The sequence below is a fragment of the Arsenophonus sp. aPb genome, assembly GCF_029873475.1.
In the GTDB taxonomy this organism is placed as follows: Bacteria; Pseudomonadota; Gammaproteobacteria; order Enterobacterales; family Enterobacteriaceae; genus Arsenophonus.
This window is the reverse complement of the sequence record NZ_CP123499.1, coordinates 2,390,938-2,414,981: the sequence shown is the minus strand read 5'-3', so window position 1 is coordinate 2,414,981 and position 24,044 is coordinate 2,390,938. Positions and strand designations below refer to the sequence as shown.

19 protein-coding genes are annotated in these 24,044 nt (G+C 39.3%); 17 read left to right on the top strand and 2 right to left on the bottom strand.

The annotated features are described in order from the left end of the window. Both leuB and leuA read right to left on the bottom strand, forming a co-directional pair. The gene (gene leuB / locus QE177_RS10760; RefSeq protein WP_280549521.1) at nucleotides 1-1,092 is read right to left on the bottom strand and encodes a 3-isopropylmalate dehydrogenase; all 1,092 of its coding nucleotides are present in this window, start codon (nucleotides 1,090-1,092) and stop codon (nucleotides 1-3) included. 1 nt (nucleotide 1,093) lies between these two features. Continuing rightward, on the bottom strand, nucleotides 1,094-2,650 hold the full coding sequence (gene leuA, locus QE177_RS10755; RefSeq protein ID WP_280549520.1) for a 2-isopropylmalate synthase: 1,557 nt from the start codon (nucleotides 2,648-2,650) through the stop codon (nucleotides 1,094-1,096). A 920-nt stretch (nucleotides 2,651-3,570) separates the two neighbouring features. On the opposite strand from leuA, the gene leuO reads away from it, so the two are divergent. The 17 genes from leuO (at nucleotide 3,571) to ftsA (ending at nucleotide 24,039) form a co-directional block, all read left to right on the top strand. After that, nucleotides 3,571-4,512 (top strand): transcriptional regulator LeuO, encoded by a 942-nt coding sequence (gene leuO, locus QE177_RS10750; protein ID WP_280549519.1) that lies wholly within the window; start codon nucleotides 3,571-3,573, stop codon nucleotides 4,510-4,512. Nucleotides 4,513-4,861: 349 nt separating this feature from the next. Beyond that, on the top strand, nucleotides 4,862-6,673 hold the full coding sequence (locus QE177_RS10745; RefSeq protein ID WP_280552270.1) for a long-chain fatty acid--CoA ligase: 1,812 nt from the start codon (nucleotides 4,862-4,864) through the stop codon (nucleotides 6,671-6,673). Nucleotides 6,674-6,805: 132 nt separating this feature from the next. Continuing rightward, complete coding sequence (gene cra / locus QE177_RS10740) at nucleotides 6,806-7,813, top strand: catabolite repressor/activator (protein WP_280549518.1); 1,008 nt, start codon at nucleotides 6,806-6,808, stop codon at nucleotides 7,811-7,813. Between the two features lie 649 nt (nucleotides 7,814-8,462). Next, nucleotides 8,463-8,921 (top strand): division/cell wall cluster transcriptional repressor MraZ, encoded by a 459-nt coding sequence (mraZ, locus tag QE177_RS10735; protein ID WP_280549516.1) that lies wholly within the window; start codon nucleotides 8,463-8,465, stop codon nucleotides 8,919-8,921. Between the two features lies 1 nt (nucleotide 8,922). Then, nucleotides 8,923-9,876 (top strand): 16S rRNA (cytosine(1402)-N(4))-methyltransferase RsmH, encoded by a 954-nt coding sequence (rsmH, locus tag QE177_RS10730; RefSeq protein WP_280549514.1) that lies wholly within the window; start codon nucleotides 8,923-8,925, stop codon nucleotides 9,874-9,876. Between the two features lie 2 nt (nucleotides 9,877-9,878). Beyond that, a complete protein-coding gene (ftsL, locus tag QE177_RS10725) occupies nucleotides 9,879-10,196 on the top strand; it encodes a cell division protein FtsL (protein WP_081700608.1) in 318 nt (105 codons plus the stop codon). Nucleotides 10,197-10,218: 22 nt separating this feature from the next. After that, nucleotides 10,219-11,988 carry a peptidoglycan glycosyltransferase FtsI gene (gene ftsI, locus QE177_RS10720; protein WP_280549510.1) on the top strand — a complete coding sequence of 590 codons (1,770 nt, stop codon included), beginning with the start codon at nucleotides 10,219-10,221 and terminating at the stop codon, nucleotides 11,986-11,988. After that, nucleotides 11,975-13,462, top strand: coding sequence for a UDP-N-acetylmuramoyl-L-alanyl-D-glutamate--2,6-diaminopimelate ligase (gene murE / locus QE177_RS10715; protein WP_280549508.1), 1,488 nt, complete (start codon nucleotides 11,975-11,977; stop codon nucleotides 13,460-13,462). The genes ftsI and murE overlap by 14 nt, the downstream gene beginning before the upstream one ends. Beyond that, entirely contained in the window at nucleotides 13,459-14,841 is a 1,383-nt protein-coding gene (gene murF / locus QE177_RS10710; RefSeq protein WP_280549506.1) for a UDP-N-acetylmuramoyl-tripeptide--D-alanyl-D-alanine ligase, read from the top strand. Before murE ends, murF begins: the two co-directional genes overlap by 4 nt. Then, nucleotides 14,835-15,917, top strand: a complete 1,083-nt coding sequence (gene mraY / locus QE177_RS10705; RefSeq protein ID WP_280549504.1) for a phospho-N-acetylmuramoyl-pentapeptide-transferase — start codon at nucleotides 14,835-14,837, stop codon at nucleotides 15,915-15,917. Before murF ends, mraY begins: the two co-directional genes overlap by 7 nt. Before the next feature lie 2 nt (nucleotides 15,918-15,919). Further along, nucleotides 15,920-17,230 (top strand): UDP-N-acetylmuramoyl-L-alanine--D-glutamate ligase, encoded by a 1,311-nt coding sequence (gene murD, locus QE177_RS10700; RefSeq protein WP_280549502.1) that lies wholly within the window; start codon nucleotides 15,920-15,922, stop codon nucleotides 17,228-17,230. Next, nucleotides 17,227-18,420: a cell division protein FtsW gene (gene ftsW, locus QE177_RS10695; protein WP_280549500.1), complete on the top strand. Its 1,194-nt coding sequence runs from the start codon at nucleotides 17,227-17,229 to the stop codon at nucleotides 18,418-18,420. The genes murD and ftsW overlap by 4 nt, the downstream gene beginning before the upstream one ends. Further along, entirely contained in the window at nucleotides 18,417-19,484 is a 1,068-nt protein-coding gene (gene murG, locus QE177_RS10690; protein ID WP_280549498.1) for an undecaprenyldiphospho-muramoylpentapeptide beta-N-acetylglucosaminyltransferase, read from the top strand. The genes ftsW and murG overlap by 4 nt, the downstream gene beginning before the upstream one ends. 28 nt (nucleotides 19,485-19,512) lie before the next feature. Next, the gene (murC, locus tag QE177_RS10685; RefSeq protein ID WP_280552269.1) at nucleotides 19,513-21,021 is read left to right on the top strand and encodes a UDP-N-acetylmuramate--L-alanine ligase; all 1,509 of its coding nucleotides are present in this window, start codon (nucleotides 19,513-19,515) and stop codon (nucleotides 21,019-21,021) included. After that, nucleotides 21,014-21,934 carry a D-alanine--D-alanine ligase gene (locus tag QE177_RS10680; protein WP_280549496.1) on the top strand — a complete coding sequence of 307 codons (921 nt, stop codon included), beginning with the start codon at nucleotides 21,014-21,016 and terminating at the stop codon, nucleotides 21,932-21,934. Before murC ends, QE177_RS10680 begins: the two co-directional genes overlap by 8 nt. Before the next feature lies 1 nt (nucleotide 21,935). Beyond that, nucleotides 21,936-22,733 (top strand): cell division protein FtsQ, encoded by a 798-nt coding sequence (ftsQ, locus tag QE177_RS10675; protein WP_280549494.1) that lies wholly within the window; start codon nucleotides 21,936-21,938, stop codon nucleotides 22,731-22,733. A 49-nt stretch (nucleotides 22,734-22,782) separates the two neighbouring features. Next, nucleotides 22,783-24,039 (top strand): cell division protein FtsA, encoded by a 1,257-nt coding sequence (ftsA, locus tag QE177_RS10670; protein ID WP_280549492.1) that lies wholly within the window; start codon nucleotides 22,783-22,785, stop codon nucleotides 24,037-24,039. Nucleotides 24,040-24,044 lie beyond the last annotated feature (5 nt).

Sequence of the window (24,044 nt, the reverse complement as noted above, 5' to 3'; positions counted from 1 at the left end):
CTAAGCCTCTTGCATAATGTAACTAGCAATAAAACTGCCCATTTGATCAGTACTTACAAATTGTTTATCTAATGCCAAATCCTGAGTTCGATAACCTTGTATTAAGGTTTTATTAACGGCGTTTTCTATCGCATCGGCAATATGTGGTTGATGCAGGCTATAACGCATCATTAGCGCTACTGATAAAATTTGCGCAATTGGATTAGCAATATTTTTACCGGCGATATCCGGTGCTGAGCCGCCAGCTGGTTCGTATAAGCCAAAATTTTGCTGATTTAAACTGGCGGAAGGTAACATTCCCATTGAACCGGTAATCATTGCACATTCATCGGAAATAATATCGCCAAAAATATTAGAGCAGAGCAAAACATCAAATTGCGCAGGATCTTTAATCAACTGCATAGTGGCATTATCAGTATACATATGCTTGATTTCGACATCAGGGTAATTTTTGGCAATATCATTAACAACCTCTCGCCATAAAATCGAACTTTGCAATACATTAGCTTTGTCTATTGATGTTACTTTATAGCTTCGCTTACGTGCTGCTTGAAAAGCGATATGCGCAATGCGTTCAATTTCAAAGCGATGATAAATTTCAGTATCAAAGGCTTTTTCATCTATGCCTGCACCGACACGTCCTTTGGGTTGACCAAAATAGATCCCACCTGTTAATTCACGCACACAAAGAATATCAAAACCTTTGGTTGCGGTATCTGCCCGTAATGGACAGAAGTTATTTAAACTAGGATAAAGACGGGCAGGTCGTAGGTTGCTAAATAACTGAAAATGCTTACGTAAAGGTAACAATGCACCGCGCTCAGGTTGTCTATCTGGTGGTAGATGTTCCCATTGTGGGCCACCGACTGAACCAAAGAGTATCGCATCCGCTTGTTGGCAACCTGAAAGTGTTTCCGCTGGCAATGGCTGACCATGGCGATCAATAGCAATTCCGCCGACATCATATTCATGCGTGATGATAGTCAAATTAAACTGTTGGCCAATAGCAGCTAACACCTTATAGGCTTGTGCCATAACTTCAGGGCCAATACCATCACCTGGTAAAACAGCAATATTATAATTATTAGCCATATTATTGAGCCACCTCTTTATTGCAGTGATTTTTTTGTTTTTTGACCAATTCGGCACGCCAAATATTATTTAATACATGGATCATTGCCATGGCAGATGATCCGATAATATCGGTTTCTAGTCCGATACCATGAAAACGACGGCCAAAACATTCAGCGACGATATCAACTTGACCTAAAGCTTCATTACCTTGACCTTTAGCAGATAACTGGTAGGAAATCAGTTTAATAGGATAATTTGCTATTTTATTAATTGCCTGATAAATCGCATCAACTGGCCCATTGCCTGTTGCTGCGTCAGATTTTTCCTGACCACCACAGATTATTTTTATCGTGGCAGTGGCAACCACATTTGAGCCGGATTGGATACTGAAATAGGTTAAACGGAAAAATTCAGGCTCTTGTTGTTGTTGATTGATAAAAGCTAAAGCTTCCAAGTCATAGTCAAAGATCTGGCCTTTTTTATCAGCTAAGCGCAAAAATGCTGCATATAAGTGTTCTAAATTGTAATCTGTAGCTTGATATCCCATCTCTGTCATTCGATGCATTACTGCAGCGCGACCCGAACGAGAAGTCAGATTTAATTGAGTCTCTTTTATGCCAATTGATGCTGGTGTCATAATTTCATAAGTTTCTCGATTCTTAAGTACACCATCTTGATGGATGCCTGAAGAATGTGAGAAAGCATTACTACCAACGATTGCTTTATTGGCAGGAATAGGGGCATTACATAACTTGCTGACTAATTGGCTGGTACGATAAATTTCTTGATGATTAATATTTGTCGTGACGGCTAACATTTTTTGGCGCACTTTAATTGCCATAATAATTTCTTCTAAGGCACAGTTGCCAGCGCGTTCACCTAACCCATTAATTGTTCCTTCTACTTGTCGAGCGCCGGCTTGAATTGCAGTAATAGAATTCGCTACCGACATACCTAAATCATCATGACAGTGGACAGAAATAATGGCTTTATCTATGTTTGGCACTCGATTAAAAAGATCTTTAATAATATTGCCAAACTGGGAAGGGATAGTATAACCAACAGTATCAGGAATATTAATCGTTGTTGCACCAGCATCGATCGCCATTTCCACTATCCGGCATAAATTATCAGGATCAGTGCGGCCGGCATCCTCACAGGAAAATTCTATGTCGTCTGTATAGCGTCTGGCATGCTTAATTGAGTGGCTAGCGAGAGCTAAAATATCATTAAATGAACGCTTTAATTTATGTTCAATATGTAATGATGATGTTGCTAAAAAAAGATGTAACCGGAAACTATTAGCAATGTTTAGTGCTTCAGCGGCAATATCAATGTCGTTATCAACACAGCGTGCTAAACCACATATACGGCTATTTTTAATTTCTTTGGCGATGGCTTGAACCGATTTAAAATCTCCTGGTGAAGAGACTGGAAAGCCAGCTTCAATGACATCAACGCCTAAACGTTCCAAGGCATAAGCAATTTGTAGTTTTTCCTTGATGCTTAAACTGGCTTGTAAAGCTTGTTCGCCATCACGTAATGTTGTATCAAAGATAATGATATTATTGCTCATACTGTTTGTTCCTTTATCTAGTTCTTGGTTGTTATCGGTTTTTTTGTTAGTAAGTTTATAGAAAGTGCTATTTAGTTAGATTGGGCGCATAAAAAAACCCGCGCTTGTGCGCGGGTTTTTTATGCGGGTAGATATTAATAACTTCGTTCACCCATAAGCATACCGCGCACAGAAAATGCGAGAAGTAGTAGGCTTAGTAGGTGAATAAAAAGTGACATAAAACATTGACCTTATTAATATCAAAAACATTATCATATTTTTTATAATTACCTTATCTTTATCATTATGTCAATATTAGATAAAAATTAATTTTGTTAATTTGGCGAATGTTTTTACTAGGATATATGGCTAATTTTTATATTTTTAATACTGTTTTTATCTATTCTTTTGATTCAAAAAACTGATAAGATTTGGTGAAAAATTAATTTTGTTGCTTTAATTTATTTCAGTAATGTTTCTTAATTATGAAGTTTAAAATTAGTTTAATAAAAATATATTAGGAAGTGTTTATTATAAAAATGAGTAAAGGAAATATTGAATAAGCAATAATTTATTCTGTGATGAATCTGATAATTTGTTATGAATAATAAGAATTGAATAATTTTATTATGAATTCTACCATGCTTTGTTTTATCATCTAATTGAAGGATTAATAGATGGATATTTAATTTTATTATTTATTGATTATGTGAATGTTGAAGGGTAATAATTTTATAATTAGGGCTTTGTTAGAAATGATTTTTAAACTGATCAGTTAATGTTAAGGCATGGAAGCTAAAATCATTTAAAAAGTTAAATGGTTCGCTTAATTTATTTTAATGAATTTAAGAATAAAACAATATACCTAAGTTAATAATTAATTAGGTTAATTTTTTATTTTTATTCATTAAATATACATATATATCAAGTGGGGTAAAATAATGACTGACTACAACACAGTTTCAGCAACGAAAAAAGAGCCAAGCGATATTCATTTGCGAAATGTTGATTTAAATTTATTAACGGTTTTTGATGTAGTTATGCAGATGCAGAATGTGACCCGTGCAGCACAAATTTTAGGGATGTCACAGCCTGCTGTCAGTAATGCTGTATCGCGTCTGAAAGTGATGTTCAATGATGAGCTTTTTGTTCGTTATGGCCGAGGTATTCAGCCAACTTCACGTGCTAAGCAACTATTTGGTCCCGTTAGACAGGCATTACAACTAGTACATAATGAATTACCTGGCGCAGGATTCGAACCAGAGCAGAGTGAACGAGTATTTAAATTATCAATATGTAGCCCACTAGATATTCGTTTAGCAGCTAGTATTGTTGCTCGAGTTAAGCAGAATGCACCAAATATTGACGTAATTATCCAATCTTATCTTGATGATAATATTGCCCATCAATTAAAATACCAAGAAACAGAATTTGTTATTAGCTATAACGAATTTGATAAACCTGAATATCATCACCATCCATTATTTAATGATGAATTAGTTTTAGCTGTGTCTAATAATCATCCCAATATTAAAAATACAATTTCTGACGATATATTACAGCATGAAAAACATGCTGTTGTTTCCATGGATAATATGGGTTCTTTTAGTAAACCCTATTATCATAATAGCGATCTTTTTCATTCTATTATTTATCAAGGAACAGATTTAAATAGCGTATTAAATATTGTTTCTCAGACTCATTTTGTCGCTATTGCACCAAAATGGCTTGTTGAATATTATTCAAGTCAGTTAAATTTAAGATCGGTTGAATTACCCTGGGAAAAAACAACACGTCCCTGTTATTTGATCTGGCATGAATCAACAACACGAGACAAAGGACATAAGTGGATGAAAACACAATTAGGACAACTGAGTAACTAATAGATAGAATATTTTTTCGTATAATCAGTAAATAAGTCGACAGGAACAGATAATAACGTTTGAATTAAAGATAGCTTGTAAATTATCCTATTACAATTATCAAATTGATATATAAAATATTTTTCTTTTATAAAAGCACTTTTATGCCAAGTCATTGTTACGTTAGTATGGATTTGGCGTGAATGTGTTTTTTAATTTCATTAAAGCCTCTTTTTTTATCTAACAATTATGTATAATGCCGCTATTAGCTAACAGCTGTACGCTGAAATTATTTTTCATAACTTTAGCTTATATGACCTGTTGTCATTAAATAATCATATTCGGTAAATAAAGTTCACTAAGGGAAGTTATTTTGACTATTGAGAATTTGCATTCTTATCATTTAGTTAACCAGTTTCAACAGAAGATTAATTCGCCAATTTTGGCTAACAGAGTTGCTTTTAGGCAATGGTCAGCAACTCATCAAAGTCAATTAACTTGGCAAGAAATTGGCCAAAAAACAGAATCTATTTCTTTAGCATTACTTGAATTAGGTGTGAATGTACAAGAAAATGTCGCTATTTTCGCGGATAATAGTATGAATTGGTCTTTAACCGATCTGGCTATTTTACAAATCCGGGCAGTGACGGTGCCTCTCTATTCAACCAGTAATGTCACTCAAGCTTCCTATATCTTAAATGATGCTAATATTCGTATTCTATTTGTTGGCGATCAGGTTCAATATGATGTTGCTAAGTCGCTATTTGAATTATGCCCTAAATTGACTGATATCATTGTTTTTAATGAATATATTGATATTTCTGACTGCCCAAGAGCTTACCCTCTATCGACATTAATGCAGAAATCTTCCCCCCAATTTTTGACCGAATTGAAACAACGGATTGCACAATATCAATTAAGTGATTTATTTACATTAATTTATACTTCGGGCACAACAGGTGAGCCAAAAGGGGTGATGCTTGATTATGCCAATATGGCTGCACAGCTTTATTTACATGATGAACGTTTGACCTTAACTGAGTCAGATATTTCACTCTGTTTTTTACCGCTTTCTCATGTTTTTGAGCGAGCGTGGAGTTTCTATGTTATGCATATTGGCGCACAAAACATCTATTTAACAGATGCCCACAGTGTTAGAGAAGCTATGGTTGCGGTAAAACCTACGGTGATGTGCGCGGTGCCCCGTTTTTATGAAAAAGTTTATGCCGCTATAAATCAGAAAGTTTCCAAAGCATCTTGGCTACGTAGAGAGCTTTTCAATTGGGCGCTTCGGCAAGGTAAGCGTCAAGTAGCCTTAATTCAACAAGGAAAAAAAGGCAACTGGTTACATCGTTTTTTTTATCATAATGCAGATAAGTGGATATTAACTAAATTAAAAATGATTTTAGGTGGCCAATTGCGTTTTTTACCTGCCGCTGGCGCTCATCTTGATGATGAGGTTATTCGTTTCTTTTTAGCTGCCGGGATTAATATCAAATATGGTTATGGTATGACTGAAACCTGTGCAACAATTTCTTGCTGGGAAGAGAATAGTTATTGCTTAGGTTCGATTGGTACGCCATTATCTGATATTCAGGTGCGTATTGGTCAGGAAAATGAGATCCAGGTTAAAGGGCCTATTGTGATGAGAGGTTATTTTAATAAACCAATAGAAACAGCACAGGCTTTCACCCAAGATGGTTGGTTCAAAACAGGAGATGCGGGTAGGCTTGATGCAGTCGGCAACTTGTTCATTACCGAACGGTTAAAGGATTTAATGAAAACCTCTAATGGTAAATATATTGCTCCTCAGCTGATTGAAGGCGCGTTAGGTCAAGATCGTTTTATTGAACATATTGCAGTAATCGCTGATGCCCGTAAATTTGTTTCTGCACTTATTGTTCCTTGTTTTGATTCACTGGAAGAGTATGCCCATTCAATTAATTTGAAATATCACTGTCGATTAGAACTATTACGTAATAGTCGTATTGTTGAACTTTTTGATTTGCGCCTTAAAGAAATGCAAAAGAATTTCGCTAACTTTCATCAAGTAAAACGTTTTACTCTGTTACCCATTGGTTTTTCTATGGAGAATGGTGAGTTAACCCCTACCTTAAAATTAAGGCGTAAAATCATCGCCCAACGATATCAGCGTGAAATTGAATCCATGTATCAAGACTAAATTCTGCTAATTTTTCCATGGTGGAAAAAGCAAATTTTGCGGTGAAAATATCTCTTCAGCAAGTTAAAATAGAGCAACATTTATTGTCTCAAAATTTTGGGACTTTTCCTGTTTGCAAAAGGGGTCATCAACGTGAAATTGGATGAAATTGCCCGTCTAGCTGGAGTTTCCCGTACAACCGCCAGTTATGTTATCAATGGTAAAGCTAAACAGTATCGAGTCAGCGATAAAACGGTTGAAAGAGTGATGTCTGTTGTTAAGGAGTATAATTATTATCCAAATGCGGTCGCTGCTGGGTTGCGAGCTGGACGAACCCATTCAATTGGCTTAGTGATCCCGGACTTAGAAAATAGCAGTTATACTCGGATTGCCAATTATCTTGAACGCAATGCACGTCAATGTGGTTATCAGTTACTTATTGCCTGCTCTGAAGATCAACCCGATAACGAAAAACGGTGTATTGAGCACTTATTAAAGCGTCAGGTGGATGCAATCATTGTTTCTACCGCTTTAGCACCTGAACATCCTTTTTATCAGCGCTGGGCTAATCGTTCATTACCCATTATTGCTTTAGATCGCGCATTAGAACCGCAGCATTTTATTAGTGTTGTAGGCGATGATTTACAAGATGCCAAAATGTTAGCAACTGAATTACATAAATTTTCAGTTAAAAAAGTTCTCTATTTAGGCGCGTTACCTGAGCTTTCAGTTAGCCTATTACGTGAACAGGGATTTAGAGAATCTTGGCAAGATAATTCAAATTCAGTCACTTATTTATATGCTAGTAGTTATGAACGCCATGCTGCTGAAGAAATATTTGCGCAGTGGCTACATCATAATGAAATGCCGGAAGCATTTTTTACTACCTCATTTTCTCTGTTACAGGGGGTAATGGACGTGATGTTAAAGCGTGATGGACGATTAGCAAGTAATATTGTGATTGCAACCTTTGGTGATAATGAATTGTTAGATTTTTTTACCTGCCCAGTATTATCTGTTGTGCAACGTCACCAAGCTATCGCTGATAAAGTAATAGAATTGGTATTAGCTAGTTTAAGTGAAAATAACAAGCCAAGCATTGGTATAACACGCATTCAACGTGACTTATGCCGAAGAGGTAGTTTAAGTCGTAAAATTTAACTTAAGTTGAAAATATCTTATCAAATTTTAAAAATGCGCTATTAAAATGGTGTATTTTTAAAAAATTAATAAACTAATAACAATAAATGGTAATAATTCAGACAATTCTTAATAAAATTGTTTCGAATATTAAGATTTACACATAAAATAGTCACGGACAGATATAGAATATTTTTCTATTCAACGTATGGACTTTATACGATTAGCAAAATAAAAAATTACTGTATATTTATCAGTATGTGTAATATACTGATAAATAATATAAATTTTAAAATTTTGCTAAAAATAATTTTGGGGAAGTTTGATTAATTGTTATTTATATGGATAAAGTGTTATCTGAAAGTTGATTTAAAATGAAGCATTGGTTGTATATCTTAGTTTTTTATTTCATTTTTTGCGAAATAAATAAGTTTCGGCAGTGAATATAAGTATAAAAATTAATTTATTCAATTTTATCATAATGTTAATTGTTTTTAATTTTTTACTCGTCAGAAAACCCACCCAATCATCTTCCAACATTATTCTGTAAATAAAACTAAAGCGCTGTGGCTCTTGCTTGACAAGATTTTCATACCCTTCGTAAACTCTATAGTAAGTGGGAAATTGTGGTGTAATGTGGTGATTTTTGTAATATAAGGGTTGAAGAGATATGTTTCGTGGCGCAACACTCGTTAATCTCGACAGCAAAGGGCGACTAACTGTGCCCACGCGTTATCGCGGTATGCTGAGCGAGGAGTCGGAAGGGCAGGTGGTTTTTACTATCGACCTCCATCAGCCATGCCTATTACTTTATACATTACCTGAATGGGAAATTATTGAAAAAAAACTATCACAACTTTCTACTATGAATCCGGCTGAACGTCGTGTTCAGCGTTTATTACTTGGACATGCCAGTGAATGTCAGATGGATAGTGCAGGTCGTCTTTTGCTCGCTAATACCTTACGACAACATGCAGGGCTCAAGAAGGCAGTCATGCTGGTTGGTCAAATTAATAAATTTGAGTTATGGGATGAGCAGACTTGGTATCAGCAAGTACAAGCAGATATTGAGGCTGAGCAGAGCGCAAATGAACCATTATCAACGCGGTTACAGGATCTATCTCTTTAATATGGCAGACAGTCGATTTAAACATATCAGTGTGCTTCTTGATGAAGCAGTCAATGGATTGAATATAAAAGCAAATGGCATTTATGTTGACGGTACATTTGGCCGGGGAGGTCACTCGCAATTAATTCTCTCTCGGTTAGGCAGTGAAGGGCGTTTGATAGCGATAGATCGTGATCCACATGCAGTGGCAGCCGCTGAAAAAATGATTACTGATAACAGATTTTCAATTAAACATGGTTCTTTTTCTCAGTTACAAACATTTATTGCAGAAGAGGGATTAGTTGGCAAGATTGATGGCGTACTGCTTGATTTAGGTGTTTCATCACCGCAACTAGATGATCCAGAGCGAGGTTTTTCTTTTATGCGTGATGGACCATTAGATATGAGGATGGATCCGACAACAGGTCAATCAGCTGCACAATGGTTGATGAAGGCAGATGAAGCAGATATAGCCTGGGTATTGAAAACTTATGGTGAAGAACGATTTGCCAAAAGAATTGCAAAAGCGATTGTGGCTCGTAACCATCATTCAGCGGAGGAGCCATTAACACGGACAAAACAACTGGCAGAATTGATAGCACAAGTTAGCCCGTTTAAGGAAAAACATAAGCATCCAGCAACGCGATCGTTCCAGGCAATTCGCATATATATCAATAGTGAATTGGAAGAAATAGCAAAAGCGCTAGAGGGTTCATTAAATATATTGGCACCACAGGGACGGCTATCGATTATTAGTTTTCACTCATTGGAAGATAGATTCGTTAAGCGTTTTATCCGAGAGCATAGCAGAGGGCCAAAAGTCCCAGTCGGATTACCATTAACCGATGTGCAATTAAAAGCGATTGGTAGCCCTATATTGAAAGTGTTAGGCAAAATGAAACCGACAGCAAGAGAAGTTATCGAAAACCCACGAGCAAGAAGCTCCGTTGTGCGTTTTGCTGAAATGTTGGAATGATAATGACAGCGGAAAAATATAGCTTAATTAGGATCATTGCTTATGATATTTTTCGGCACGGAGCTGTCCCATTGATTCTGTTGATAGTGATTATTATATCAGCGATTTCAATTGTTACAGTCAGTCACCAAACACGGTTATTAACGGCGCAAAAGGATTTGATGACAGAAGAAAAAGAATCTTTAGATATAGAATGGCGCAATTTGATTTTGGAAGAGAACTCCTTAGGAAATCATAGTCGAGTTGAGCGCCTTTCGGTAGAAAAGCTACAAATGATCCATGTAGATCCGACGCAAGAACATATTGTGATTGCAAAATAGTTTTAGTAAATAGGTAAACAACATGAAGCCTGCGCGCTCAGTGAAGTATAGAAGACGGTACGAAGAAAAGGTTAGCTATGTTAGCTGGCGTTTCTTACTATTGTGCGCGGGTATAGGATTGGCATTAATTGGTCTCATTATTCGTGTTACATATCTGCAAGTTATTAATCCGGAAGAGCTTGTTAAAGAAGGTGACATGCGTTCGCTTCGCGTTCAGAAAGTGACAGCTGCCCGCGGCATGATAAGCGATCGTGAGGGGCGTCAGTTGGCAGTAAGTGTTCCGGTTTATGCTATTTGGGCTGATCCAAAAATAATTTATGAAAATGGTGGATTAACCAATGATGAACGTTGGCAAGCTTTAGCGGATGAGTTAAGGATACCACTTGAACAAGTCAACCATAAAATTAGTCTTAATTCTAACAGTCGGTTTGTCTATTTAGCTCGTCAAGTCAATCCATCAGTTGGTGAATATATTGGCAAATTAAAAATAGCGGGTATTTATTTACGTAAAGAATCGCGTCGTTATTATCCATCTGGTCCAGTTGCCGCACATTTGATCGGGGTAACTGATATTGATGGGCAGGGAATTGAAGGAATTGAAAAAAGCTTTAACTATCTGTTAACTGGAGCGCCAGGCGAAAGGATAGTGCGTAAAGATCGTTATGGGAGAGTTATCGAAGATATTTCTTCCATTGATAGTCAAGTTGCCCACGACTTGGTATTAAGTATTGATGAACGCATACAGTCGTTGGTTTATCGTGAATTAACACGCAGTGTAATGGAAAATAAAGCCGAATCGGGTACCGCTATTTTGGTAGATGTTCATACGGGTGAGGTATTGGCGATGGCCAATAGCCCATCCTATAACCCGAATAATCTTGCCGGTACCCCAACTGAAGTCATGCGTAACCGTGCGATCACCGATGTATTTGAGCCCGGCTCAACGGTTAAACCGATGGTAATTGTCAGTGCATTGAATAATGGAATTATTAAAGCCAATAGTGTGTTAAATACTCAACCCTATATGATTAGTGGTCATGAAATTAAAGATGTAGCAAGGTATAGTGAGTTATCCGTTACCGGTATTTTACAAAAATCAAGTAATGTTGGTGTTTCAAAGTTAGCATTAGCGATGCCTGCGGATGAGGTGGTTGATGTTTATGCCCGTTTTGGTTTGGGTAGACCAACAAATTTAGGATTAATTGGGGAAAGTAGTGGCATCTTTCCTAATAAAAAAAGGCGGTGGTCTGAATTTGAAAGGGCCACCTTTTCTTTTGGTTATGGGTTAATGGTTACGCCATTACAGTTAGCGCGAGTCTATGCAACAATTGGTAGTTTTGGTATTTATCGTCCGCTATCAATTACAAAAGTTGATCCACCGGTATCAGGTGCGCGTATTTTCCCTGAGGGGATTATGCGGACAGTGGTTCGCATGATGGAAAGCGTCGCATTACCTGGTGGTGGTGGCGTCCGAGCCGCAGTGAAGGGTTATCGAATAGCGATTAAGACAGGTACAGCAAAAAAAGTCGGCAATGATGGTCATTATATTAATCAATATATTGCTTATACGGCTGGAGTTGCACCGGCAAGTAACCCTCGCTATGCCCTAGTTGTGATTATCAATGAACCTACTGCGGGGAAATATTACGGTGGTGCTGTTTCTGCACCCGTATTTGGAACCATTATGGGCGGCGTTTTACGTTTAATGAATGTAGAGCCTGATGCATTAACCTCAGATGATAATGAATTAGTAATTAACAAGATAAAAGAGGATACAGGTGGCAGATCGTAATCTACGCGATTTACTTGCACCACTGGGTGTTAACGCGCCAGATAAGGTGTTACGAGAAATGACGCTTGATAGCCGTAAGGTAGCGGCAGGAGACCTATTTTTAGCAGTTAAGGGCCATCAAACAGATGGACGGCAATATATTTCTCAAGCGATAGCGCAAGGTGTCGCCGCAATTATCGCTGAAGCACAAGGAGAGACAGAAGCTGGTACGATTCGATATATGCATGGCGTTCCGGTCATTTATATTAATGATCTGAATAATCAATTATCACTGTTAGCAGGCGAATTTTATCAACATCCTGCGGCAAAATTGCAATTAATTGGTGTAACAGGAACCAATGGTAAAACAACTACTACTCAACTAATTGCTCAGTGGGCAAAAGGGCTGGGCGAAGTTAGTGCCGTAATGGGCACGGTGGGTAACGGAATGTTAGGACAGATTGTACCAAGTGAAAATACCACCGGCTCAGCGGTTGATGTCCAGGCTGAATTGCAGTTGTTGCTGGATAAGCAAGCTACTTTAGTTGCGATGGAAGTCTCCTCCCATGGTCTAGTGCAAAGCCGTGTTGCGGCTATTCCTTTTACCGCTGCTGTATTTACTAATTTAAGTCGTGATCACCTTGATTATCATGGTGATATGCAAAATTATGCAGCGGCAAAATGGTTATTATTTTCAACCCATAAATCTGATAAACAGATTATTAATGTGGATGATGATACGGGTTTACAGTGGCTTGAAAAATTGCCGCAGGCATGTGCCGTTTCGATGGAGAATCGTATACCTACCGATTGGCAAGGCGCTTGGATGTTAGTAGAGCAAGTTGATTATCATGATCGTGGAGCGACTATTCATTTTAATTCAACTTGGGGAAAAAGCTCACTTAAAAGTCCATTGATGGGGGCTTTTAATGTCAATAATGTTATGCTGGCTATGGCAACACTGTTAATGATGGGTTACCCATTTGAAGCGGTAATAAAATCATCGCATGCCTTACAACCAGTTTGTGGACGAATGGAAGTCTTTACTTCACCTGGACGGCCAACTGTTGTGGTCGATTATGCTCATACTCCTGATGCGCTCGAAAAAGCATTAAGTGCGCTCCGTCTCCATTGTCGTGGCAGACTTTGGTGTGTATTTGGTTGTGGCGGCGATCGCGACAAGGGTAAACGTGCATTGATGGGGAGTGTGGCTGAACAGTATGCTGATATTGTGGTAGTAACCGATGATAATCCACGTAGTGAAGAGCCAAAAGCCATCATTAATGATATTTTAAGCGGTTTTCTTGACGCTGGTCGGGCAATGCCGATTGTCGGGCGCGTGGAAGCGGTTACCAGTGCGATTATGCAGGCAAATGCTGATGATCTGATATTAATTGCCGGTAAAGGGCATGAAGATTATCAAATTATTGGTGATCGTCGGCTTGATTATTCCGATCGTTTGACGGTAGCACGGTTATTGGGGGTGATGGCATGATCCCTATTTCACTAGAGCAATTGGCTACTGTGACACAAGGTACTCTGCAGCAAATCGATGAACAGCAGGCAGCCAGCTTATGGCTTAATGCGCTAACAACTAATAGTCGCCAGCAGTCCATTAAGGGTTTGTTTATTGCTTTAAAAGGTGAACATTTTGATGGTCATGATTTTGCTAAACAGGCTACTATAGCGGGTGCTAGCGCATTGTTAGTTGAGCGACCATTAACTCTTCATTGTCCACAAGTTGTAGTTGAAGATACGCGCTTAGCAATGGGAAAATTAGCCGCTTGGGTTCGATCGCAAAGCAAAGCTAAGTTTATTGGGCTAACGGGTTCTTCGGGCAAAACCTCGGTTAAAGAGATGGTGGCCGCCATTCTCTCTCAATGCGGCGAGACACTTTTTACTGAAGGTAATTTGAATAATGATATTGGTGTGCCCTTAACGTTATTTCGTTTGACGGCAGAGCACCAGTATGCAGTGATTGAAATGGGAGCCAATCATGTTGGTGAAATTGCATATACAACCAATATGGTTAGACCGGATAGCGTATTAGTCAATAATTTATTTGCTGCCCATCTTGAAGGTTTTGGTTCATTAACGGGTGTTGCTAAAGCAAAGGGCGAGATTTTTCAGGGATTAGCGGAACAAGGAACGGCGGTTATTAATTTGGCTAGCCATGATTGGAAAAATTGGCAATCGTATTTTAAACAACAGCAAACCATATGGCGTTTTTCGCTAACGAAACAGCAACAGACTGATTTTTATGCGGAAAATATTGCAATGAAATCAACGGGTAGCGAATTTGAGCTGCATACGCCAACCGGTGTGGTCTCAATATTTTTACCCTTGCCAGGTACACATAATATTGCTAACGCATTAGCAGCGAGCGCGTTAGCAATGTCAGTAGGGGCAACGCTTGAGCAAGTTAGTCTTGGATTGGCACATGTTCAGCCGGTATCGGGTCGTTTATACCCGATTCATTTAGCGCCCGGTAAACTTATTTTAGATGACACTTACAATGCTAATACCGGCTCTATGATTGCTGCCGCCGATGTTTTATCCCAAATGCCTGGCTACCGTATCTTGGTTGTTGGTGATATGGGGGAATTAGGCGATAAGACTGAAAAATGTCATCAGGAGGTCGGCGTGGCGACCCGTCAAATGAAGCTTGACCGAGTGTTAAGTGTCGGTCAACAAAGTGTCATTATTAGCCAACAGAGTGGTTGTGGTGAGCATTTTGCTTCTAAAAAAGAGTTAATTGCGAAACTGATCCCATTAATAAAAAAACACGAAACCGTATCAGTTTTAGTTAAAGGTTCGCGCAGTACAGCAATGGAAGAAGTTGTACACGCCTTACAGGAGTGCTTTTTATGTTAGTCTGGTTAGCTGAATATTTAGTTAAATATTTTTCTGGCTTTAATCTTTTCTCTTATTTGACATTTCGGGCTATTACCAGTTTGTTAACGGCTTTGGTGATTGCGCTATGGATGGGACCCCATTTGATTTCCTATTTGCAAAAATTACAAATAGGTCAGGTTGTGCGTGATGAAGGTCCCGAATCGCATTTTAGCAAACGTGGCACACCTACCATGGGAGGTGTGTTGATTTTATCTTCTATTGTGATTTCGGTCATGCTATGGGCGCGGTTAAATAATCCCTATGTTTGGTGCGTACTAGTCGTTTTATTGGGATATGGCATTATTGGTTTTATTGATGATTATCGTAAAGTGGTGCGTAAAAACTCTAGAGGGTTAATCGCTCGTTGGAAATATTTCTGGCAATCCGTATTGGCTCTGGGTGTCGCATTTGTTTTATATAGCACAGGTAAGGATACGGCAGTCACGCAATTGGTTGTACCCTTTTTTAAAGATGTCATGCCACAACTAGGTTTGTTTTATATTTTACTGACTTATTTTGTCATTGTCGGCACAAGTAATGCAGTTAATTTAACTGATGGATTAGACGGTTTAGCAATTATGCCAACGGTTTTTATTTCCGCCGGCTTTGCGCTAGTGGCTTGGGCAACGGGTAATTTCAATTTTGCTAACTATTTAAAAATTCCTTATATCAACCATGCAGGTGAATTAGTCGTGGTTTGTACCGCAATTGTTGGTGCCGGTTTGGGATTTTTATGGTTTAACACCTATCCTGCGCAAGTTTTCATGGGTGATGTTGGTTCGCTGGCATTAGGTGGTGCATTAGGAACGATTGCAGTTTTACTAAGGCAAGAATTTTTATTATTGATTATGGGTGGGGTGTTTGTCGTTGAAACCTTATCGGTCATTTTACAAGTGGGATCATTTAAACTGCGCGGCCAACGCATTTTTCGCATGGCACCGATCCATCATCATTACGAATTAAAAGGCTGGCCTGAACCTCGAGTTATTGTGCGTTTTTGGATCATTTCATTAATGTTGGTATTGATTGGATTAGTGACATTAAAGGTACGTTAATAATGGCTAATTATCAGGGCAAAAAAGTCGTTATAATCGGGTTAGGCCAGACAGGTCTATCTTGTGTCGACTTTTTTCTCTCTCGCCAGGTTGTGCCCCGCGTGATTGATACCCGAATAACACCGCCAGGTAAAGATAAATTGCCTGCCGAAGTCGACTGTCACTGTGGCAGTTGGAATAGTGAATGGCTGATGGCAGCTGATTTGATAGTCGTTAGCCCAGGTATTTCCCTTGCTACCCCAGAATTAAAAATAGCAGCAGATAAGGGTATTGAAATTATTGGTGATATTGAGCTTTTTTGTCGTGAAACGCATAAACCTATCGTTGCTATCACCGGCTCTAATGGTAAAAGTACGGTTACAGCACTAGTCGGCGAAATGGCAAAAGCAGCTAATTGGCGAGTGGCAATTGGTGGCAACATTGGGACGCCGGCACTAACATTATTAGCCAAAGATTATGATTTATATGTATTAGAGCTTTCCAGTTTTCAACTAGAAACAACATCTAGTTTAAAGGCAGCGGTAGCAACCATATTGAATGTGACAGAAGATCATATGGATCGATATCCGTCAGGTATTCAACAATATCGTGCGGCTAAGTTACGCATTTATGCTGGTGCTAAAGTTTGTATTATTAATGAACAAGATCCACAAACCTGGCCGTTAAGCGGTCGTGATGCTCGTTGTATCAGTTTTGGCATTAATAGTGGAGATTATCAATTAAATATCCGTTGCCAAGAACTACAAATAAAAGGGCAGCCTATTATTAATACCGCTGAAATACGGTTAGTTGGGCAGCATAACTATCTTAATGGAGTGGCTGCCCTGGCTTTAGCGGATGCAGTGAATATTCCGCGTAAAGCCAGTTTAGCGGCATTAACTCAATATGCCGGCTTGCCCCATCGTTGCCAATTAGTTCATCAGCATCTTGGTATTCAATGGGTTAATGATTCTAAAGCAACCAATGTTGGCAGTACGGAAGCAGCTTTAAAAGGTTTACAAGTCGCGGGAACACTTTATTTATTATTGGGTGGAGAGGGAAAATCGGCAGATTTTTCACCATTAAAACCTTATATCTCAGCAAAAAATATTAAATTATGCTGTTTTGGTCGTGATGGTTATCAATTGGCACAGTTAAAACCAAATAGTTTGCTACTAGATACAATGGAGCAATGTCTACGGGTCATCGCACCTGAATTGAAAGCCGGTGATATGGTGCTTCTTTCACCGGCTTGTGCCAGCTTCGACCAATTTCGTAATTTTGAGCAACGGGGTGAACGATTTAGCCAATTAGCGAAGGAGTTAGGTCAATGATGAGATTCAACTTCAAACAGCTGAAAAATTGGGCTAACGGTGAGCCTGATAACGATGTTCTGGATACGATACTTTATGATCGTACTTTAGTTTGGCTAACATTAGGTTTAGCTATAATCGGTTTTATTATGGTGACATCAGCTTCGATGCCGGTTGGGCAGCGTTTAACGCAAGATCCTTTTTTCTTTGCAAAACGCGATGTTATCTATCTTATTTTATCATTTGCTTTAGCTTTATTAGTCTTAAATATGCCAATGGTATGGTGGGAAAAATATAACTTTTTATTATTAATCACCGCCTTAATACTGTTATTAGTGGTACTGGTTGCCGGAAGCTCAGTTAATGGTGCTTCTCGTTGGATTAATACCGGGATTGTTCGTATACAGCCGGCTGAGATCGCAAAATTAGCCCTGTTTTGCTATGTGTCCAGTTATTTAGTCAGAAAAACCGATGAGGTACGAACACGATTTTTGGGCTTTATTAAGCCGATGTGCATTCTAATATTGATGGCTATTTTGCTGCTATTGCAACCTGATTTAGGTACAGTAATTGTATTGGTTGTGACCACTTTAGCATTGCTATTCCTTGCGGGTGCTAGATTAGCACCGTTTATTATTGGTATTGTTATTTGTGCGGTAGGTGTTATTGGCTTGATTTATTTTGAACCTTATCGTTTACGTCGAATAACCTCTTTTCTCAATCCATGGGCAGATCCTTTTGGCAGCGGCTATCAATTAACACAATCTTTGATGGCGTTTGGGCGTGGTGAATTATGGGGCCAAGGTTTAGGTAATTCTATTCAAAAATTAGAATATTTGCCTGAAGCACATACTGATTTTATTTTCTCGGTTTTAGCGGAAGAACTTGGTTATATCGGTGTTGTGTTAGTACTTTTAATGTTATTTTTCGTAGCTTTTCGCAGCATGATGATTGGTAAACGGGCGTTAGATGCAAAGCAACATTTTTCGGGTTATTTAGCTTGTTCAATTGGTATCTGGTTCACTTTCCAAGCGTTGGTTAATGTTGGCGCAGCAGCAGGCATGTTACCAACTAAAGGATTGACATTACCTCTAATTAGCTATGGTGGCTCTAGCCTATTAATTATGTTTATTGCCATTGCTATCTTGTTACGTATCGATTTTGAAACACGCCTTAAGAGAGCGCAAGCATTTGTAAGGAGAACGAAATGAGCCAACCAAAACGCCTCATGGTGATGGCAGGCGGTACCGGAGGACATGTTTTTCCGGGACTGGCGGTGGCTGATTATCTAAAGCAACAAGGCTGGGATGTACGTTGGTTAGGAACTGCTGACCGGATGGAGGCAGATTTAGTTCCTAAGCACGGTATTGAGATTGAATTTATAAACATTTCAGGTTTACGTGGTAAGGGTATTAAAGCATTGCTGGTCGCGCCGTTTAAAATTATTAAAGCAATAAAGCAGGCAAAAGTGATTATCCAGCGTTATCAACCTGATGTGGTATTAGGTATGGGAGGATATGTTTCTGGCCCAGGCGGCGTGGCTGCATGGCTATGTAATATTCCAATTGTACTGCATGAGCAAAATGGGGTAGCAGGCTTAACTAATCGTTGGTTAGCGAAAATTGCCAAGCGTGTTTTGCAGGCATTTCCAAGTGCGTTGCCTAATGCTACGGTAGTCGGAAACCCAGTTCGTGAAGCGGTATTAGCATTACCTGAGCCTGAAGAACGTTTAATTGATCGTGATGGCGCTATTCGAATATTAGTGATAGGTGGTAGTCAAGGAGCAAGAGTTCTAAACCAAATATTACCCGAAGTCGCTGCTCAATTAGATGGAAAAGTGACCATTTGGCATCAAGCGGGCAAAGGTGCTCAACAAATGACGGAAACTTTATATAAAAAGTTATGCGGTAAATCAGATAATTATAAAGTAACTGAATTTATTGATGATATGGCTGAGGCTTATGCCTGGGCTGATATCATCATCTGCCGCGCCGGTGCTTTAACGGTTAGTGAGGTCGCTGTTGCCGGCTTACCGGCAATTTTTGTTCCTTTCCAGCATAAAGATCGGCAGCAGTACTGGAATGCATTACCGTTAGAAAAAGCAGGCGCAGCGAAAATTGTTGAACAGCCGCAATTTTCAACCGATGCGTTGGTAAAACTATTAAATCAATGGTCGCGCCCGCAGTTATTAGACATGGCAAAAAAAGCTAGAGCGGCATCAATTACTGATGCAACTAAACGTGTGGCGGCAACCTTAATTGAAGTTGCTAAATGAAATCGATTTTGCATTGAAGAATGTTGAAATCAGCGATAGAAATAGTGAAGAGAATATAGTGAATACACAACAATTAGCCAAATTAAGAGCAACAGTGCCCGAAATGCGTCGGGTTAAGCATATCCATTTTGTTGGCATTGGTGGTGCTGGCATGGGCGGTATTGCTGAAGTATTGGCTAACGAAGGTTATGAAATTAGTGGTTCTGATTTGTTACCTAATACGGTTACTGAGCAATTAATAGAGCTTGGGGCAAAAATTTATTTTAATCACCGACCAGAGAATGTAGCAAATGCTTGTGTTGTCGTCGTCTCTACGGCAATAGCGGCGGATAATCCAGAAATTATTGCAGCACGGGAAGCACGTATTCCAGTCATTCGACGCGCTGAAATGTTGGCAGAATTGATGCGTTTTCGTCATGGGATTGCTATCGCAGGAACGCATGGCAAAACGACTACCACTGCGATGATTGCCAGTATTTATGCGCAGGCAGGGTTAGACCCGACGTTTATAAATGGTGGACTGGTGAAAGCGGCAGGTGTTCATGCACGTTTAGGTACTAGCCGCTATTTGATTGCAGAAGCCGATGAGAGTGATGCTTCTTTTTTACATTTACAACCGTTAGTTGCTGTTATAACAAATATCGAAGCAGATCACATGGAAACTTATGATGGTGATTTTGAGAAATTAAAACAGACCTTCATCAGTTTCTTACATAATCTACCATTTTATGGTCGGGTAGTATTATGTATTGATGATCCGGTGGTGCGTTCGCTGCTACCGCAAATAGGTCGTTATATAACTACTTATGGCTTTAGTGATGACGCAGATGTCCGTATTACATCTTACAAGCAACGAGGTAATCAAGGTTTCTTTACTGTAGCGCGCGAAAATCGAGCAGATTTAGCTTTCATCTTGAATGCACCTGGGCGTCATAATGCATTAAATGCGACTGCGGCCATTGCGGTAGCAACCGAAGAAGGTATTGATGATAGCGCTATTTTGACAGCGTTAAAAAAATTTCAAGGGACGGGGAGACGTTTTGATTTGTTAGGTAATTTCCCTTTAGCGGATGTTAATGGCAAAAAAGGTAGCGTTATGCTGGTGGATGATTATGGTCACCATCCAACAGAAGTTGATGCTACTATTAAAGCAGCAAAAGAGGGATGGCCAGATAAACGTATCGTGATGGTTTTTCAACCTCACAGATATACTCGCACGCGTGATTTGTATGATGATTTTGCCAATATTTTAGAGCAGGTAGATGTGTTGTTGATGCTAGATGTCTATCCGGCAGGAGAGGAACCTATCCCTGGTGCAGATAGTCGATCATTATGTCGGACAATTCGCAATCGAGGCAAATTAGATCCTATTTTTGTCGCTGAGCATGACCAAATTAGCGACACATTAGCAAAAATTATAGAAGATAACGACCTGATACTTATACAGGGAGCTGGAAATATTGGCAAAATAGCACGTAATTTGGCTGACACAGATTTACGGCCAATGCTAACGAGTAAGGAAAAGTATCATGGCTGATAAAGTTGCCGTGCTTTTAGGCGGAAATTCAGCCGAAAGAGAAGTATCGTTGCAATCTGGTGAGGCGGTAGTAAATGGCTTACGTGACGCTGGCATAGATGCATATCCAGTTGATATTAAAGATTTTGCTGTAATCAAATTAAAAGAGGCTGGTTATAATAAAGTTTTTATTGCCTTACATGGACGCGGTGGTGAAGATGGGACGGTACAAGGGGTGTTAGAATTTTTAGGCTTACCCTATACCGGGAGTGGGGTTTTAGCTTCATCACTTTCAATGGATAAGTTACGTACTAAACAGTTATGGGCGGGTATAGGTTTGCCGATTGCACCCTATATCGCACTGGACAACCAACAGTTAGCCCGAATGTCAGATGAAATGCTTTTTGAGGCTGTTTGTCATTTGGGTTTACCGCTTATTGTAAAACCAAGTCTTGAAGGTTCAAGCGTTGGTATGAGCAAAGTAACCACTTTGTCTGAATTAAGAATAGCGCTAGAGTTTGCTTTTCGTTATGACAAACAGGTGCTGATTGAGAAATGGCTAAATGGGCCGGAATATACCGTGGCAATTGTTGGCGAGCAGGTACTGCCTTCGATTCGTATTCAACCGGTAGGCGTTTTTTATGATTATGATGCAAAATATCTCTCTAATGAGACACAATACTTCTGTCCTAGTGGGTTGAAAGCTGAAGAAGAAGAGCAATTGAACGAATTAGCGCTAGCGGCTTATAAGGCGGTTGGTTGTACTGGTTGGGGGCGTGTTGATGTCATGAGAGATAACGATGGTATTTTTTATTTATTAGAAATTAATACCTCACCGGGAATGACTGGTCATAGTTTGGTACCCATGGCTGCGAAACAAGCAGGAATGACTTTTTCACAGTTAGTTAAAAAGATTTTGGAATTGGCGGACTAATATGCCGCAGGCATCACTGAACGTTAGTAATAAAGAGCCTAAAGAGCGTCGGAACGATGGTGGCCGAAGTAATGGTTCTTATTTGGCTGGCATTATTTTCTTCTTGATAGTATTGGGTACTATTATATGGAGTGGGTGGATGGTGTTAAATTGGATGAAAGATGCTAATCGATTACCGATTTCCAAGCTGGTGATCACTGGCGAACGCCATTACACCCGTGACGATAATATTAGAAAAGCAATATTGGCACTGGGTATGCCGGGTACATTTATGACTATCGATGTGAATGCGATCCAGAATCAAATAAAAACCATGCCGTGGATAAGACAAGTTACGGTACGTAAGCAATGGCCGGATGAACTAAAAATTCATCTAGTAGAATATAAACCTTATGCCAAATGGAATGATACTTTTTTTATTAATGCTGAAGGAACAGTTTTTAGCTTACCAGCGTTACTAAATGTTAAAGGTAATTTTCTGATGTTATATGGCCCACAAGGCAGCCAGCAAGAAGTTTTAGAGATGTATCGTGTTATGCAACAGCAACTGGCGCCACATAATTTTAGCATAAAATCAGTATCGATGACTGCACGCCGCGCGTGGCAATTAGTTTTAGCCAATGATATTCGATTGAATATCGGTAAACAGGATATTAAAGAGCGATTGAACCGTTTTGTTGAGCTTTATCCACTATTAAAACAAGTTACAGATAAACGTATTGGATATATAGATTTGCGATATGGTAGCGGTGCAGCGGTAGGTTGGTTACCACTTTTAGCCGAATCTACTACACACTGAGTTGAAAGAGTTTGAGACTGCTGATTGATCAGATACAGGCAAATTGACGATGATTAAAACGACGGACAGAAAATTAGTAGTTGGTCTTGAAATTGGAACTTCCAAGGTTTCTGCGCTGGTTGGTGAAATTTTGCCTGATGGGATGGTAAATATTATTGGTGTCGGTAATTGTCCATCTCGAGGGATGGATAAAGGCGGCGTGAATGATTTGGAATCTGTCGTTAAATGTGTGCAGCGAGCTATTGATCAAGCTGAATTGATGGCGGATTGCCAAATATCATCGGTTTATCTGGCGCTTTCTGGTAAGCATGTTAGCTGCCAGAATGAAATAGGTATGGTGCCTATTTCTGAAGATGAAGTTACTCAAGATGACGTAGATAGCGTTGTTCATACAGCTAAATCTGTCCGAGTTCGTGATGAACATAGAATTTTACACGTTATTCCACAAGAGTATGCTATTGATTATCAAGAAGGAATTAAAAATCCGGTCGGACTTTCAGGTGTGCGTATGCAAGCTAAGGTACATCTAATTACTTGCCATAATGATATGGCCAAAAATATTGTCAAAGCAGTTGAACGTTGTGGTTTAAAAGTAGATCAATTGATTTTTGCCGGTTTAGCGTCAAGTTATTCCGTTTTAACAGAAGATGAGCGTGAATTGGGGGTATGTGTCGTCGATATTGGCGGTGGAACCATGGATATAGCCGTTTACACTGGCGGTGCGCTGCGTCATACCAAGGTTATACCCTATGCGGGTAATGTCGTGACCAGTGATATTGCGTATGCATTTGGTACCCCTCCCAGCGATGCGGAAACAATAAAAGTTCGCCATGGTTGCGCATTAGGTACTATTGTTAGTAAAGACGAAAATGTTGAGGTACCCAGTGTAGGTGGTCGGCCGCCAAGAAGTTTACAACGTCAAACATTAGCTGAAGTTATCGAGCCACGTTACACAGAGTTGCTAAACTTAGTAAATGAAGAGATCTTGAAATTGCAAGAACAATTACGCCAGCAAGGTGTTAAACATCATCTGGCGGCGGGTATTGTCTTAACAGGAGGCGGTGCTCAAATTGATGGTCTAGTCGAATGTGCCCAAAGAGTATTTCATACTCAGGTACGCATCGGTAAGCCATTAAATATAACTGGTTTAACGGACTATGCACAGGAGCCTTATTACTCCACAGCTGTCGGGCTCCTGCATTACGGCAAACAGACTCATCTTGGGAATGAAGCCGAAATGGATAAGCGTACATCAGTGAGTAGTTGGTTTCATAAAATCACTAGTTGGCTGAGAAAAGAATTTTAATTTTG

Coding starts and splice junctions, on each gene's coding strand:
- leuB (WP_280549521.1), bottom strand. CDS start 1,092: ATGGCTAATAATTATAATATTGCTGTTTTACCAGGTGATGGTATTGGC.
- leuA (WP_280549520.1), bottom strand. CDS start 2,650: ATGAGCAATAATATCATTATCTTTGATACAACATTACGTGATGGCGAA.
- leuO (WP_280549519.1), top strand. CDS start 3,571: ATGACTGACTACAACACAGTTTCAGCAACGAAAAAAGAGCCAAGCGAT.
- mraZ (WP_280549516.1), top strand. CDS start 8,463: ATGTTTCGTGGCGCAACACTCGTTAATCTCGACAGCAAAGGGCGACTA.
- rsmH (WP_280549514.1), top strand. CDS start 8,923: ATGGCAGACAGTCGATTTAAACATATCAGTGTGCTTCTTGATGAAGCA.
- ftsL (WP_081700608.1), top strand. CDS start 9,879: ATGACAGCGGAAAAATATAGCTTAATTAGGATCATTGCTTATGATATT.
- ftsI (WP_280549510.1), top strand. CDS start 10,219: ATGAAGCCTGCGCGCTCAGTGAAGTATAGAAGACGGTACGAAGAAAAG.
- murF (WP_280549506.1), top strand. CDS start 13,459: ATGATCCCTATTTCACTAGAGCAATTGGCTACTGTGACACAAGGTACT.
- mraY (WP_280549504.1), top strand. CDS start 14,835: ATGTTAGTCTGGTTAGCTGAATATTTAGTTAAATATTTTTCTGGCTTT.
- murD (WP_280549502.1), top strand. CDS start 15,920: ATGGCTAATTATCAGGGCAAAAAAGTCGTTATAATCGGGTTAGGCCAG.
- ftsW (WP_280549500.1), top strand. CDS start 17,227: ATGATGAGATTCAACTTCAAACAGCTGAAAAATTGGGCTAACGGTGAG.
- murG (WP_280549498.1), top strand. CDS start 18,417: ATGAGCCAACCAAAACGCCTCATGGTGATGGCAGGCGGTACCGGAGGA.
- QE177_RS10680 (WP_280549496.1), top strand. CDS start 21,014: ATGGCTGATAAAGTTGCCGTGCTTTTAGGCGGAAATTCAGCCGAAAGA.
- ftsQ (WP_280549494.1), top strand. CDS start 21,936: ATGCCGCAGGCATCACTGAACGTTAGTAATAAAGAGCCTAAAGAGCGT.
- ftsA (WP_280549492.1), top strand. CDS start 22,783: ATGATTAAAACGACGGACAGAAAATTAGTAGTTGGTCTTGAAATTGGA.